Source organism: Pseudoxanthomonas sp. CCNWLW251 (genome assembly GCF_037402255.1).
In the GTDB taxonomy this organism is placed as follows: domain Bacteria; phylum Pseudomonadota; class Gammaproteobacteria; order Xanthomonadales; family Xanthomonadaceae; genus Pseudoxanthomonas_A.
Map to the genome: position 1 here is coordinate 94,981 of NZ_JBBEGA010000005.1, position 13,125 is coordinate 108,105.

Annotated in this window: 12 protein-coding genes; 6 read left to right on the plus strand and 6 right to left on the minus strand. The window is 67.8% G+C overall.

Annotated elements, in window-relative coordinates; all coding sequences use genetic code 11:
- Positions 1 to 356: 356 nt before the first annotated feature.
- Both WBN46_RS17000 and WBN46_RS17005 read left to right on the plus strand, forming a co-directional pair.
- Positions 357 to 1,475: a slipin family protein gene (locus WBN46_RS17000; protein ID WP_337732609.1), complete on the plus strand. Its 1,119-nt coding sequence runs from the start codon at positions 357 to 359 to the stop codon at positions 1,473 to 1,475.
- A 199-nt stretch (positions 1,476 to 1,674) separates the two neighbouring features.
- On the plus strand, positions 1,675 to 2,898 hold the full coding sequence (locus WBN46_RS17005) for an RtcB family protein (protein WP_337732610.1): 1,224 nt from the start codon (positions 1,675 to 1,677) through the stop codon (positions 2,896 to 2,898).
- Positions 2,899 to 3,021: 123 nt separating this feature from the next.
- On the opposite strand, the gene WBN46_RS17010 is transcribed toward WBN46_RS17005, so the two are convergent.
- Both WBN46_RS17010 and WBN46_RS17015 read right to left on the minus strand, forming a co-directional pair.
- The gene (locus WBN46_RS17010; protein ID WP_337732611.1) at positions 3,022 to 5,523 is read right to left on the minus strand and encodes an FtsX-like permease family protein; all 2,502 of its coding nucleotides are present in this window, start codon (positions 5,521 to 5,523) and stop codon (positions 3,022 to 3,024) included.
- Positions 5,520 to 6,242, minus strand: a complete 723-nt coding sequence (locus tag WBN46_RS17015) for an ABC transporter ATP-binding protein (protein ID WP_337732768.1) — start codon at positions 6,240 to 6,242, stop codon at positions 5,520 to 5,522. The genes WBN46_RS17010 and WBN46_RS17015 overlap by 4 nt, the downstream gene beginning before the upstream one ends.
- Before the next feature lie 88 nt (positions 6,243 to 6,330).
- Between WBN46_RS17015 and WBN46_RS17020 the strand changes: the two genes are divergently transcribed.
- The 3 genes from WBN46_RS17020 (at position 6,331) to WBN46_RS17030 (ending at position 7,914) form a co-directional block, all read left to right on the plus strand.
- Positions 6,331 to 6,975 carry an arylesterase gene (locus WBN46_RS17020; RefSeq protein ID WP_337732612.1) on the plus strand — a complete coding sequence of 215 codons (645 nt, stop codon included), beginning with the start codon at positions 6,331 to 6,333 and terminating at the stop codon, positions 6,973 to 6,975.
- 135 nt (positions 6,976 to 7,110) lie between these two features.
- On the plus strand, positions 7,111 to 7,323 hold the full coding sequence (locus WBN46_RS17025; RefSeq protein ID WP_142126021.1) for a hypothetical protein: 213 nt from the start codon (positions 7,111 to 7,113) through the stop codon (positions 7,321 to 7,323).
- Positions 7,324 to 7,416: 93 nt separating this feature from the next.
- Entirely contained in the window at positions 7,417 to 7,914 is a 498-nt protein-coding gene (locus WBN46_RS17030) for a DUF1579 domain-containing protein (protein ID WP_192202910.1), read from the plus strand.
- A 24-nt stretch (positions 7,915 to 7,938) separates the two neighbouring features.
- Here the strand turns inward: WBN46_RS17030 and WBN46_RS17035 are convergent, their stop codons facing one another.
- The 4 genes from WBN46_RS17035 to WBN46_RS17050 all read right to left on the minus strand — a co-directional run bounded on the left by WBN46_RS17035 (position 7,939) and on the right by WBN46_RS17050 (position 11,970).
- Positions 7,939 to 8,595, minus strand: a complete 657-nt coding sequence (locus tag WBN46_RS17035) for a DsbA family oxidoreductase (protein ID WP_337732613.1) — start codon at positions 8,593 to 8,595, stop codon at positions 7,939 to 7,941.
- 10 nt (positions 8,596 to 8,605) lie between these two features.
- Complete coding sequence (locus WBN46_RS17040; RefSeq protein ID WP_337732614.1) at positions 8,606 to 9,892, minus strand: amidohydrolase family protein; 1,287 nt, start codon at positions 9,890 to 9,892, stop codon at positions 8,606 to 8,608.
- 207 nt (positions 9,893 to 10,099) lie between these two features.
- Positions 10,100 to 11,134: an aldo/keto reductase gene (locus WBN46_RS17045; protein ID WP_337732615.1), complete on the minus strand. Its 1,035-nt coding sequence runs from the start codon at positions 11,132 to 11,134 to the stop codon at positions 10,100 to 10,102.
- Between the two features lie 101 nt (positions 11,135 to 11,235).
- On the minus strand, positions 11,236 to 11,970 hold the full coding sequence (locus WBN46_RS17050; RefSeq protein WP_337732616.1) for an SDR family oxidoreductase: 735 nt from the start codon (positions 11,968 to 11,970) through the stop codon (positions 11,236 to 11,238).
- Positions 11,971 to 12,169: 199 nt separating this feature from the next.
- Between WBN46_RS17050 and WBN46_RS17055 the strand changes: the two genes are divergently transcribed.
- Positions 12,170 to 13,078 carry an AraC family transcriptional regulator gene (locus WBN46_RS17055; protein WP_337732617.1) on the plus strand — a complete coding sequence of 303 codons (909 nt, stop codon included), beginning with the start codon at positions 12,170 to 12,172 and terminating at the stop codon, positions 13,076 to 13,078.
- Positions 13,079 to 13,125: the final 47 nt, after the last annotated feature.

Here is a 13,125-nt window from a genome sequence, read left to right on the forward strand (position 1 = left end):
ACCAGACTGTAAATCTGGAGACAGGGACGCAAGTCCCACCCAGGAAACGCCCTGTGCGGCGTGACGTCCTCCCGCGATGGACTGCAGGAAGACGGCATGTCGCAGCGGGGACGAAGCCGGCACCGCGCCCTCGACGCGGAGGCGCGCGGCCTTTGATGCGATCTGCGGATCGCCTCAGCGCCACGATGCTTCCGCCAACAGCGCCGGCCGCCCGCACCGTCTCCGTCAAGGGCGTTTCCACCCTTCTCCGCCATCCGCATGTCGCGGACGGCACACCATCGTCGCGGGAATCGATCCTCCGCGACGATGTTTGCCAACTGGATCGAACCACCAGAGCCAACAAGGAGAACAACGCCATGTTCTGGACCAAGAGGGTCGTGATCGGTGACGGCGAGCGCGGCCTGGTGTATCGCAACCGTCGGTTCGAGCAGCTGCTCGTGCCGGGCGTGTACCGCTGGTTCGACCCGATGGGTCGCATCGAGGTACGCACTTTCAACATCGCTGCGCCAGAATACGCCGGCCATGACGTCGACGCGCTGATCGCGCGCCTGGGCGAAGGCCTGGGCGATGTCTTCGTGCTCGCCGACATCGGCGTGGACCAGGTCGGTCTGGTGCTGAAGAACGGCAAGCTGGAAGACGTGCTGCCGCCCGGCACGCGGCGTCTGTACTGGATCGGCCTGGTGAAGGTCGAGGTGCAAGCCGTGTCACTCGCCACGCCGGACGTGGACGTCGCCGTGGCGCGACGCCTGCGCCAGCTGGGCGCGCTGTCGAAGCTGGCGGTGGTGGCCGATGTGCCGGCGGAATTCGCGGGCCTGGTCTTCATCGACGGCAAGCTCGATCGCTCGCTCGCCCCGGGCAGCTACGCCTTCTGGAATTTCCAGAAGAACGTGGTGGTGGACATCGTGGATCTCCGCGTGCAGTCGATCGAAGTCTCGGGCCAGGAACTGCTGACCCGCGACAAGGTCAGCCTGCGCGTGAACCTGGCCGCCAGCACCCGCGTCACCGACGTGGTGGCGGCGCGCACCAAGGTCGCGAAGGTGGGCGACTTCGTCTACCGCGAATTGCAGTACGGCCTGCGCAAGGCGGTTTCCGCCAAGACGCTGGACGAACTGCTGGGCGACAAGGCCTCGCTGGACGCCGACATCTTCGCGTACGTGCGCGGCCAGGTGACCGGCTTCGGCGTGGAAGTGCTGGGCGTGGGCGTGAAGGACGTGATCCTGCCGGGCGAGATGAAGGAGATCCTCAACGGGGTGGTGCAGGCGGAGAAGACGGCGCAGGCCAACGTGATCCGCCGTCGCGAGGAGGCGAACGCCACGCGTTCCCTGCTCAACACCGCGAAGCTGATCGACGAGTCGCCGGTGCTGATGCGCCTGAAGGAGCTCGAGGCGCTGGAAAAGGTCACCGAGAAGATCGACAAGCTCACCGTGTTCGGCGGCCTGGATGGCGTGCTGAAGCAATTGGTGACGTTGAAGTAGCGGAAACCTGCCCCCTCCCCCGTTCACGGGGGAGGGCTGGGGTGGGGGCCGCCGGAGCACGGCACGCGTCGGCGCAAGGAGAGCGCGAGGACGTGGTCCGGCTTTCGGCGGAGGACGGCGCTGCGGCGTAGTTCGCCCCCATCCCAACCTTCCCTCGCACGCGGGGGAAGGGGCTTTATCCTTTCAATGGAGTGAACACATGAACATGCATTCCCAATTCGAACTTCTGCACGCCGAGGGCAGCACCACGCCGATCAAGGGCTGGGTGCGCGGCGTGCCCCTGGACCAGGGTGCCCATGAGCAGCTGCGGAACATCGCGGCCATCCCGTTCGTCGGCCCGTGGGTCGCGGTGATGCCCGACGTGCACCTGGGCAAGGGCGCCACGGTGGGTTCGGTCATCCCGACCCGCGGCGCCATCATCCCGGCCGCCGTCGGCGTGGACATCGGCTGCGGCATGGCCGCGGTGCGTACGACGCTGCGCGCGAAGGACCTGCCGGACAGCCTGGCGCAACTGCGTTCGAGCATCGAACGCAGCGTACCGGTGGGCAACGGGCGTGGTGGCGAGCACTGGAAGCTGCCGGACAGCATCGCCACGCGGATCGCGCAGTCGGGGCTGGAACCGCGCCTGGAGGCGATCAAGCAGAAGCACCGCAAGATCCGCACGGACAAGCTGGACCGCCAGATCGGCACGCTGGGCGGCGGCAACCACTTCATCGAGATCTGCCTGGACGAGGCCGACGCGGTGTGGGTGATGCTGCACAGCGGTTCGCGCGGCACCGGCAACCTGATCGGCACGTACTTCATCGAGCGCGCACGCGAGCAATTGGCGCACCGCGTACTCGGCTTCCACCTGCCGGACAAGGACCTGGCCTTCTTCATGGAAGGCGAGCCCCTGTTCGACGACTACGTGGAAGCGGTGTCGTGGGCGCAGGACTACGCGCGCGAGAACCGCGAGGCAATGATGTCGCGCGTGCTGGCCGAGATGCGCCACCGCCTGCCGAAGTTCCAGTTGGAGAAGATGGCGGTCAACTGCCACCACAACTACGTGCAGAAGGAAATGCACGGCGGCGTGGATCTGCTGGTGACCCGCAAGGGCGCGGTGAGCGCGCGTGCCGGCGAGCTGGGGATCATCCCCGGCAGCATGGGCGCGAAGAGCTTCATCGTGCGCGGCAAGGGCAACGCGGACAGCTTCCACAGCTGCAGCCACGGGGCCGGCCGCGTGTTGAGCCGTACCGCCGCGCGCCAGCAGATCACGCTGTCGCAGCACCGCGAGGCGACCGCGCACGTCGAATGCCGCAAGGACGCCGGCGTGATCGACGAATCGCCGGCGGCCTACAAGGACATCGACGCCGTGATGGCCGCGCAGAACGACCTGGTGGAAGTGGTGCACACGCTTCGCCAGGTCGTCTGCATCAAGGGGTGAAAGTCTCCTGACGCTGCCTCGGAGCCATCCAGCAACGGATGGCTCTTTTTTTTGTAGGAGGGGCTTCAGCCCCGACCGCCATCCCTGATGGTCAGGTCGGGGCTGAAGCCCCTCCTACAGGCGCTATCCCTGCAGCTCGCGCAACGTCACCGACGGCGGCGCATCCAGCACCTTGCGCGTGGCGAACAAGCCGGCACCAAGGGCTGCGAGCATGCCCAGCCCGCCACCGATGGCCGCCAGCTGCCAGTTCGCTTTCCAGGGCAGGTCGAATACCTGCGTAGCCACCACGCCCGACAACACGGACGCCGCTATCGCAGCCACCAGACCCGCCAGCAGGCCGATGGCGGCGAACTCCGAGGCCTGCGCCAACCGCAGCTGGCGGCGGCTGCCGCCGAGCACGCGCATCACGCCGCCCTCGAGCAGTCGCTCGTCCTGGCTGGCGCTCACCGCCGCCATCAACACCAGCAGGCCCGCCGCGAGCGAGAACCAGAACACCACCTGCACCACCTGCGAGACCTGCTCGGCCGTGCTGCGCACCTGGTTGAGCACCGCCTCCACGTCGATCACCGACAGGTTGGGGAACTGGTCGACCAGCTCGCGCGTGAAGGCAGTATCTCCCGACGGCACGCTGACGGCGGTGATGTAGCTGGCGGAGTAGCCATCGAGCGCACCCGGCGAGGCGACAACGAAGAAGTTCGGACGGAAGCTTTCCCAGTCCACGCTGCGCAGGCTGGTGACGCGGCCCTCGAAGCGCTGGCCGGCGATATCGAACGCCACCCGGTCACCGACCTTCCATCCCAACGCCTCGGCGAACTCCTCCTCCACCGACAACTCCGGTGAAGACGGTGTACGTCCGGTCCAGAACTCGCCGGCGGTCACCTTGTTGTCGTCGCGCAGTGTCGTCGCCATCGACAGGTTGAACTCGCGCTCGGCGCGGCGCTGCGTGCGCTCGTCAGCCTCTTCGTAGTCTGCGCCACTGCTCGGCTTGCCGTTGAGTTCGACCAGCCGGCCACGGATCATCGGATACAGGTCCACCGCCGAGAGCCCGCGCGCCTGCATGAAGGTCTTCACCGGATCCACCTGGTCCGGCTGCACGTTGATGATGAAGCGGTTGGGCGCATTGGCTGACAGCGCGAGCTGCCAGCGATCCAGCAGGTCGGTGCGCACGAAGGTCAGCAACAGCAGTGCCATCAGGCCGAGGCCGAGCGCCGACACCTGCGCGATCGACGTTCCCGCCCGGCGGCTGACATTGGCCAGGCCGTAACGCAGGCTGCCGCGCAGCCGCGAACGCAGGCGACGCACCAGCAGGATCATCGCCCAGGCCAGCAGCGAGAGCACGGCGAGCGTACTGACGATGCCGACCAGCATCGCCGTGCCCAAGGCGGGCGAGCCTGCCTTCCACCACAGCAGCGCGCCCAGACCGACGAAGCCGGTCAGCGCGACCAGCCATGCGCTCGGTTCGGTACGGTCTAGATCACGCCTCAACACGCGCAATGCCGGCACGCGACGCAGCGCCAGCACCGGCGGCGCGCCGAACGCGAGCAGCACGATCATGCCCACGCCATAACCTTGCAGCGCCGGCATCAGGCCCGCTGGCGGAATGTCGATCTTCAGCGACTGCTGCAGCCAGCTGCCGATGCCCCACTGCAGGCCGAAGGCGATCAGTACGCCGACGGTGCACGCCGCCAGGCCCAGCAGCACCAGTTCGCCGACATGGATGCCCACCAGCGTGCGCTGCTGGGCGCCGAGGCAGCGCATCACCGCGGTGCCGGACAGGTGCCGTTCGCTGTGCCGGCGCGCGGCCATCGCCACGGCGACCGCCGCCAGCACCACGGAGACCAGCGCGGCGAGACCGAGGAAACGACTCGCGCGATCAAGTGCGGAACGCACCTCGGGCCGTGCGTCCTGGATGGTTTCCATCCGTTGCCCACGCGCGAGTTGTGGCTTTGCGGCCGCCGTGAAGCTTTCCACCGCCGCCGCCTCGCCGGCAACGACGAGTCGGTAACGCAGCCGGCTGCCTTCCTGCACCAGATCAGTGGACGGCAGATCGGCAAGATTGAGGAAGACCTTCGGCGCGACGTTGAAATAGTCCAGCGCGGCATCCGGCTCCTGGGTGACAAGCGCGGCCAGCTTCAGCGTGCGCGTGCCGATGCCGATCCCGTCGCCGGGCTTCGCACCCAGCGTCTCCGCGCCGGCCTGGCTGATCCACACCGTGCCGGGTGCCGGAATGCCTGCAGCGTCGCGTTCGACGCCACCCGCGCGATCCACCAGGTGGAAGTTGCCGCGCAGCGGGAAGCCTTCGCCCAACGCACGCAGGTCGCCCAGGGAGAGCGATTCGCCCGCGCGTACCATGCTCTGCAGTTCATGCGTCTCGGTCACCCGCAGGCCGGGTGCCCGGGCGAGCGCACGCAGTGCGTCCGAAGGCGGGGCATCGCCGCGCACCACCACGTCGCCACCGAGCAGCCGGTTCGCCTCGATCGCCAGCGCGCGCTCCGCGCGGTCGGTGACGAAGCCGACGGACGTCACCGCCACCACGGCGAGCACCAGCGCGGCGAACAGGATGCGGATGTCTCCCGCCACCAGGTCGCGCCGCAGCTGGCGCCAGGCCAGCGCGAGCGTCTTCATGCCGCAGAACCCTGCAGGCGACCGGCATCCAGGCGCAGGCGGCGCTGGCAGCGTTCGGCGAGATGATCGTCATGGGTGACCAGGATCAGCGTGGTGCCTGCATCAGTGTTCAGCGCGAACAGCAGCTCGATGATGGCCTGCCCGGTATGCGTGTCGAGGTTGCCGGTGGGTTCATCCGCGAACAGCAGCGAGGGCCGCGTGACGAACGCGCGCGCCAGGGCGACGCGCTGCTGCTCGCCACCCGACAACTGGCGCGGATAATGGCCGAGGCGCTGGCCAAGGCCGACTTTTTCCAGGATCTGCCGGGCAGGGCCTTCCGCATCGGTGTCACCGCGCAGTTCCAGCGGCAGCATGACGTTTTCCAGCGCCGTCAACGACGGCAGCAGTTGGAAACTCTGGAAGACGAAGCCGACCTTCTCCCCGCGCACGCGCGCACGACCGTCCTCGTCCATGTCCGAAAGGCGCTCGCCATCCAGCGTCACCGTGCCGGCACTGGGCACGTCCAGGCCGGCCAGCAGCGACAGCAGCGTGCTCTTGCCGGAGCCGGACGCCCCCACGATGGCGACGGTGTCGCCATGCTCGATGCGGAAGCCGATGTCGTCGAGTATCGTCAGGGCACCGTCGGGCAGCGGCACATGCTTGCCCAAGCCCTGCACGTCGAGCACGGCATGGCGCGCAATGGAGGGGGCTTCAGTGGGGAGTCTGCTGGCGTCGGCCATGATCGTCTCGTCGGTCATTTCGTGGATCATCGGGAGCAGGGATTAAATGTTTCTTAATTTGAACAGGTATGGGGCCAGCGACGTACGCATGCAATGGGCCATGGGCTTGGCGCTGCTTCTGCTCGTCGCATTATTCGCACGTCCCGCCGCAGCGCAGAGTGCGCAGGCCGCGCCCGCGAAGGGCACGCGCACCGTCCTGGTGATGGGCGACTCGCTCTCGGCGGCATACGGCCTGGCGCCGTCGCAGGGATGGGTATCGCTGACCGCGGACCGGATCGGCAGGACGAAGCCGGGCTGGCGCGTCGTCAACGCCAGCATCAGTGGCGAGACCACTGCAGGCGGGGCGGCGCGCATCGCGGCGGAACTGCAACGCCACAAGCCCGCCGTCGTGGTCATCGCGCTGGGCGCGAACGACGGGCTGCGGGGCCTGCCACTGGCGCAGACGCGCGCCAATCTGGAAAAGATGATCAAGGCTGCGCAGGCAGGCAAGGCGAAGGTGCTGCTGGTCGGCATGCGGATGCCGCCGAATTACGGCCCCGATTACACGCGCGGCTTCGAACAGAACTTCAGCGCGCTGACCAAGCAGTACCGGACCGCGTTGCTGCCGTTCCTGCTGGAACCCATCGCACTGGACCGCAATGCCTACCAGGCCGACAACCTGCACCCCGTCGCCAGCGCCCAGCCGAAACTGCGCGACCACGTCTGGACGGCGCTGGAGCCGTTGCTGCGCTGAGGACCGGCGTTGCACCTACACGGCGGTAGGAATTTTCCTACGCCGATACGAGCAGTCCGCCGAATGTGATAACTGGCACATTCGCGCACAGTCCCCATGCCGGTTCCCTGCCCGGCATGCTGACTGGAGTACGCAATGCCCCGCCTGCTTTTCACCATCGCCGCCGATGCCAGCGGCTGGCAGCTGTACGAAGGCCAGTTCGGCCGTGACTGGTTCGACAACCTCGGCGACGCGCGCGAGAACGCCAAGTTGCTCGCGGCCACCCTGCACCAGCATCACGGCATCCCGACCGCCGTGGTGGTCGAGATGCCCAGCAACGAGTCCGTGCTGTTGGCACGCCACGGCTGAAACACCGCTCCGGGCGCGCGGGCGACTGCGCGCCGCTGTCCGCCCTCCGTCACCGGATGGCATGATCCGCGGCACACACCTGGAGAGAGCGCCATGGGCAAGCACGCGTTCGAAGAGTCGCTGGCGCAAGGTCGGCACCGGCAACTGGCGCAGATGGCCGGTGAGTGGGAAGGCCGCTTCCGCCTGTGGTTCACGCCGGACGAACTGGCCTGCGAGGCCCCGCAGCGGGGACGCATCCGCAGCGTGCTGGGCGGACGCTTCCTGATGCACGAGTACGAGAGCCGCTTCAACGACGAGCCCATCGAAGGCATCGTGCTGTACGGCTACCACCTGGACGATGGCCACTGGGAATCCGCCTGGGTGGAGAGTTTCGGCACGGGCACCAACATCATGTTCTCGACCGGCGCCGGCAGCGCACCGAGCCCCAACGTCCTGGGCAGCTACGGCGACGGACAGGGTGGTCCGCGCTGGGGCTGGCGCACGACGCTGGAGCAACCCGACCCTGACACGCTGGTGATCACCATGTTCAACATCACCCCGCAGGGCGAGGAAATGCGGGCGGTCGAGACGCAGTACACCCGCGTCGGATAGGCAGCCGTTGCAGGGCGGTAGCGATCAGGCCGCGATATCCGACAGCTGGCGCAGCGCCTGTTCGAACACCTCCACCGGTTGCCCGCCCTGCACCAGGTGGCGGTCGTTGAAGATCACCGACGGCACCGCGCGGATGCCCTGCCGCTGGTAGAAGTGTTCGCGTTCGCGGACCTGTGCAGCGAAGGCATCCGTGTCGAGGATATGCCGCGCTGCCGCGCCATCCAGTCCGGCGGATCCCGCGATGGCGGCCAGCGTGTCGTGGTCGGACACGTTTCTTCCTTCGCCATGGTATGCATTCAGCAACGCATGCTTGAGGGCACGCTGCTGCGGGGCGCCGAGTCCGCCCGCCCAGTGCAGCAGGCGGTGCGCGTCGAAGGTGTTGTAGATGCGGTCGCGCTTCTGCAGGTCGAAGACGAAGCCCAGCGCCTCGCCGCGCTGGCGCAGCGCCTCGCCGTTCTGCGCCAGCTGCTCGGGCGTCAGACCGTACTTGCGGCCAAGATGATCCGCGATGGACTCGCCTTCCGGCGCCATGTCGGGATTGAGTTCGAACGGCTGGAAGTGCAGTTCCACCTGCAGGTCGCCGCCGATGTTCGCCATGGCGCGCTCCAGCGCGGCCAGGCCGACCGCGCACCAGGGGCAGGCCACATCGGACACGAAATCGATCTTCACGGGCGTGGACATGCGCTGCGCCTCACTCGCTCGCGGTGTTCTTGTAGACACGTCCCTGCTTCATCACGAAACCGACGTTTTCAAGCACCGCCACGTCCTGCAGCGGGTCGCCATCCACCGCGATCAGGTCGGCGTAGTAGCCCGGCTTGAGGACGCCGACCTCCTTCTCGATGCCGAACAGCCGCGCATTGACCAGCGTGGCCGAGCGGATCGCCTGCAGCGGCGTCATGCCGAACTGCACCATGCGCGAGAACTGGCGCGCGTTGAGGCCATGCGGATAGACGCCGCCATCCGTACCGAATCCCATGACGACGCCGGCCTGGTGCGCCTTGCGGAAGTTCTCGCGCTGGGTGGCGCCCACGCGGCGCTCCTTCTCCAGCGATTCCGGCAGGAAGCCGGCCTTCTCGCCCTCACCGAGGATGTACTCGGTGTTGTAGATGTCCATCACCAGTACGGTGCCGTTCTTCTTCGCCAGCGCGATGCCCTCATCGTCGATGAAGCTGGCGTGCTCGATGGAATCCACGCCGGCCAGCAGCGCATTGCGGATGCCGGTGGCGCCATGCGCGTGCGACGCCACCTTGCGGCCCAGCGCATGCGCTTCATCCACGAGCGCTTTCAGTTCCTCCAGCGAATACTGCGGCGCACCGACCTCGGTGCCCTTGGACAGCACCCCGCCGGTGGAACAGGTCTTGATGAAGTCGGCGCCGAACTTGACGTTCTGCCGCACCTTCTGCCGCGCGGCCCACGGACCGTCGGCCACGCCCTCGCCTACGGCCTTGTACTCGGCCGGCAGCAGGTTGTTGTCGCTGCAGTGTCCGCCGGTGATGCCGATGGACACACCGCCCGCGAGGATGCGCGGACCTTCGACTTCCCCCGCCGCGATCGCATCGCGCAGCGCCACGTCGGCGTAGCCGGGCGAGCCGGGCACGCGCACGGTGGTGAAGCCGGCGAGCAGCGTGGTGCGCGCGTTCTTCGCGCCCTTGATCGCAGCGGCGGGCAGCGAGATGGCCAGGCGGCGATAGCCCTGCAGGTCGGCGTCGCCATGCAGGTGGACGTGCGCGTCCATCAGGCCGGGCAGCACGGTCTTCGTCGACAGGTCATGGACCGTCGCACCGGCCGGTACCGGCGTGCTCGCGACAGGGCCGATGGCGGTGATGCGCGTGTCCTCGATGACGATGGCCTGGTCGGCCAGCAGGCGACCGGATTCGACATCGAGCAGGCGGCCGGCCTTGACGTAGGTGGTGGCCGCGAGCGCGGGCACAGCGGTGGAAAGCAAGGCGGCAATGGCCAGCAGGGAAAGGCGGCGCATCGGGGCTCCAGTGGAAGAGGATCGCGCGACTGTAGCAAGCCCGCCCTGTAGGAGCGACGCAAGTCGCGACCGTATCCTCACGGCCGCCGTCGCCAGGGGGTCAGGCATCGCAGTCGCCTCGGATCTGCGGTCGCGACTTGCATCGCTCCTACAGGGTGTTTCGGCGCGCGGCGGACCGGGTGGCCCGGCCCGCGAGGCGCCGGTGCTTCAGACCGGCGTGGGATTGCGGTACGCGAAGCCGGCCTGGTGCCAGTACGGATACGGTTTGGGTCGCTGGCTGGCGGCATCCAGCTTCGCCACCTGGTCCTGGGTGAGATTCCAGCCGACCGCACCCAGGTTCTGCTTCAGCTGTTCCTCGTTGCGCGCGCCAATCACCACCGTGCTGACCGTGGGGCGTTGCAGCAGCCAGTTCAGCGCGACCTGCGGAATCGACCTGCCGGTTTCCTGCGCGACTTCGTCCAGCGCGTCGACCACGTCGTACAGGTATTCGAGGTCGACCTGCGGGCCGGCGTCGTTCGCCGTCTGCGACTGCAGGCGGCTGTTCTCGGGAAGCGGCTGGCCACGCCGGATCTTGCCGGTCAGACGGCCCCAGCCCAGCGGACTCCACACCACCGCACCGACGCCCTGGTCGGCGGCCAGCGGCATCAGCTCCCATTCGTAGTCGCGGCCGACCAGCGAGTAGTACGCCTGGTGCGCGACGTAACGCGACCAACCGTGGCGGTCGGCGGCGGCCAGCGACTTCATCAGGTGCCAGCCGGAGAAATTGGACACGCCCAGATAGCGGATCTTGCCCGCCTTCACCAGCGTATCGAGCGTGGACAGCACTTCCTCCACCGGCGGACGCGCATCGAAGCCGTGCAGCTGGAACAGGTCGATGTAGTCGGTGCCCAGGCGCTTGAGCGCGGCATCGACGGCGTTGATCAGGTGATGGCGCGAGGAACCGACCTGATTCTCGCCGTCGCCGAAGCGGAAGGTGGCCTTGGTGGAGATGATCAGCGCATCACGCGGCCTGCCCTTGATGGCTTCGCCGAGGATCTCCTCCGCAGCGCCCTTCGAATAGACGTCGGCGCTGTCGAACATGTTCAAGCCCGCATCGAGGCAGACATCGACCAGTCGGCGCGCCTCGGCCACGTCGGTGCTGCCCCAGGCACTGAACAACGCGCCCTGGCCACCGAAGGTGCCGGTGCCGAAGGAGAGGACGGGAACGCGGAAGCCGGACGCGCCGAGGTAACGGTATTCCATGAGCGGATGCTCCAGAAGCGGGGGAGTGCGCCATTGCACTCCCCTGCCGCGACAGCGGCAACCCCTGGCGGTGGAAAACTCCGTTGCCTGCCGACGAAAACTCAGTTGGGGCTGGCCGCCGGGCGCACGATGATCTCGCTGACGTCCACGTCGTCGGGCTGCTCCACCGCGTAGGCGATGGCGCGCGCGATGGCCTCGGCAGGAATCGAGACCTGGCGGAAGTCCTCCAGCCACGCCTTGATGCCGGCATCGCTGGTGGTCTCGGCCAGTTCGCTGGTGGTCACGCCCGGCGACACCACCGTGACGCGCAGGTTGTCGTGTTCCTGCCGCAGGCCTTCGGAGATGGCCAGCACCGCGTGCTTGGTGGCGCAGTAGACCGAGGCGCTGGGCCATACGCGGTGACCCGCGGTGGAGGCGATGTTGATGACCTGTCCGCCACCCTGCGCCTGCATCACCGGCAGCGCCGCGGCGATGCCGTGCAGCACGCCGCGGATGTTGACGTCGATCATCTGGTTCCATTCGTCGATCTTCAGCGCGGCCAGCGGCGACAGCGGCATGACGCCGGCGTTGTTGACGATCACGTCGAGGCGACCGAACTGCGCACGGGCGAAATCGACGAACGCCTGCATGTCGTCCAGGCGGGTGACATCGAGCGCGCGCTGGCGGGCGGTGCCGCCTTCGGCTTCGATGCCGGCGACCAGCTGTTCGAGCCGGTCGGTACGGCGCGCGCCGAGGACGACGCGGGCGCCACGGCGCGCGAGTTCACGCGCGGCGGCTTCGCCGATGCCGCTGCTGGCACCGGTGATGGCGATGACTTTTCCTTCGATTCCGGACATGGAGCACCTCGTTTGGGGGAAGCACGGCGCGGGCTGCGCCGGAGCGGAGCGCAGTCTGTTCCTCCCGGCCGGGATTTCGATATCCGGTTCCTCCGCGATCATTGCCTGATCCTGCGGAGGCCGCCCGCACCCCATTCCCTCCCCCAGCCCGTTGCGTAGACTCGTTTCCATCCCCCACGCACGTTCCACAGGCCTTCCCATGCCCGAAGCCGCCCCACTACTCGATGACCGCGTCCGCGAACTGGCCGGCCTGATTGAACGATCCACCGGCAACGACGGACTCCACGCCACGGCGATCCCCGCGCTGCAGTTCTCCCGCCTGAGCGCGCCCATGCCGCTGCCGATGCGCGGCGTGCAGGAAGCCGCACTGTGCCTGATCGTGCAGGGCGCCAAGCGGGCGATCCTTGCCGACGAGGTGTACGAGTACGACGCCAGCCGTTTCGTGGTGGCCTCGGTGGATCTGCCGGTGACCGGCCAGGTCACCCGGGCATCGTCCGAAGCACCCTACCTGTGCCTGGTGCTGAAACTCTCGCCGGCCACCATCGCCGAGATGGTCACCGAAGCGGAATCGGCGAAGACACCGCTGCCGCCACCTTCGCGAGGCCTGTTCCTGCAGCCCAGCAGCGTGGAGATGCTGGATGCGGCCATCCGCCTGGTGAAGCTGCTCGACACACCGCAGGACATCGCGCTGCTGGCGCCGCTGGTGCAGCGGGAGATCCTCTACCGCGTGCTGTGCAGTCCGCAGGGCGCCATGCTGCGCCATATCGGCATCGCCGACAGCCAGGGCCAGCGCGTGGCGAAGGCGATCCACTGGTTGCGGCAGCATTACGCGCAACCGCTGCGCATCGACCACATCGCCCGCGAAGTGCACATGAGCGCCTCCGCCCTGCACCACCACTTCAAGGCGGTCACCGCGATGAGCCCGCTGCAGTACCAGAAGCAGCTGCGCCTGCAGGAGGCCCGCCGCCTGATGCTGAGCGAAGTGATGGATGCCGCCAGCGCCGGCCATCGCGTGGGCTACGAGAGCCCGTCCCAGTTCAGCCGCGAATACAGCCGCATGTTCGGCGCACCGCCGGTCCGCGACGTGGAGCGCCTGCGCAACCTCTGACGGGCGTGGAAACAGCGGCTGAACGCCGCCGCGACAGACCCGGCTCC

Coding starts and splice junctions, on each gene's coding strand:
- WBN46_RS17045 (WP_337732615.1), bottom strand. CDS start 11,134: ATGGAATACCGTTACCTCGGCGCGTCCGGCTTCCGCGTTCCCGTCCTC.
- WBN46_RS17030 (WP_192202910.1), top strand. CDS start 7,417: ATGGGCAAGCACGCGTTCGAAGAGTCGCTGGCGCAAGGTCGGCACCGG.
- WBN46_RS17010 (WP_337732611.1), bottom strand. CDS start 5,523: ATGAAGACGCTCGCGCTGGCCTGGCGCCAGCTGCGGCGCGACCTGGTG.
- WBN46_RS17000 (WP_337732609.1), top strand. CDS start 357: ATGTTCTGGACCAAGAGGGTCGTGATCGGTGACGGCGAGCGCGGCCTG.
- WBN46_RS17050 (WP_337732616.1), bottom strand. CDS start 11,970: ATGTCCGGAATCGAAGGAAAAGTCATCGCCATCACCGGTGCCAGCAGC.
- WBN46_RS17055 (WP_337732617.1), top strand. CDS start 12,170: ATGCCCGAAGCCGCCCCACTACTCGATGACCGCGTCCGCGAACTGGCC.
- WBN46_RS17025 (WP_142126021.1), top strand. CDS start 7,111: ATGCCCCGCCTGCTTTTCACCATCGCCGCCGATGCCAGCGGCTGGCAG.
- WBN46_RS17040 (WP_337732614.1), bottom strand. CDS start 9,892: ATGCGCCGCCTTTCCCTGCTGGCCATTGCCGCCTTGCTTTCCACCGCT.
- WBN46_RS17035 (WP_337732613.1), bottom strand. CDS start 8,595: ATGTCCACGCCCGTGAAGATCGATTTCGTGTCCGATGTGGCCTGCCCC.
- WBN46_RS17015 (WP_337732768.1), bottom strand. CDS start 6,242: ATGGCCGACGCCAGCAGACTCCCCACTGAAGCCCCCTCCATTGCGCGC.
- WBN46_RS17005 (WP_337732610.1), top strand. CDS start 1,675: ATGAACATGCATTCCCAATTCGAACTTCTGCACGCCGAGGGCAGCACC.
- WBN46_RS17020 (WP_337732612.1), top strand. CDS start 6,331: ATGCAATGGGCCATGGGCTTGGCGCTGCTTCTGCTCGTCGCATTATTC.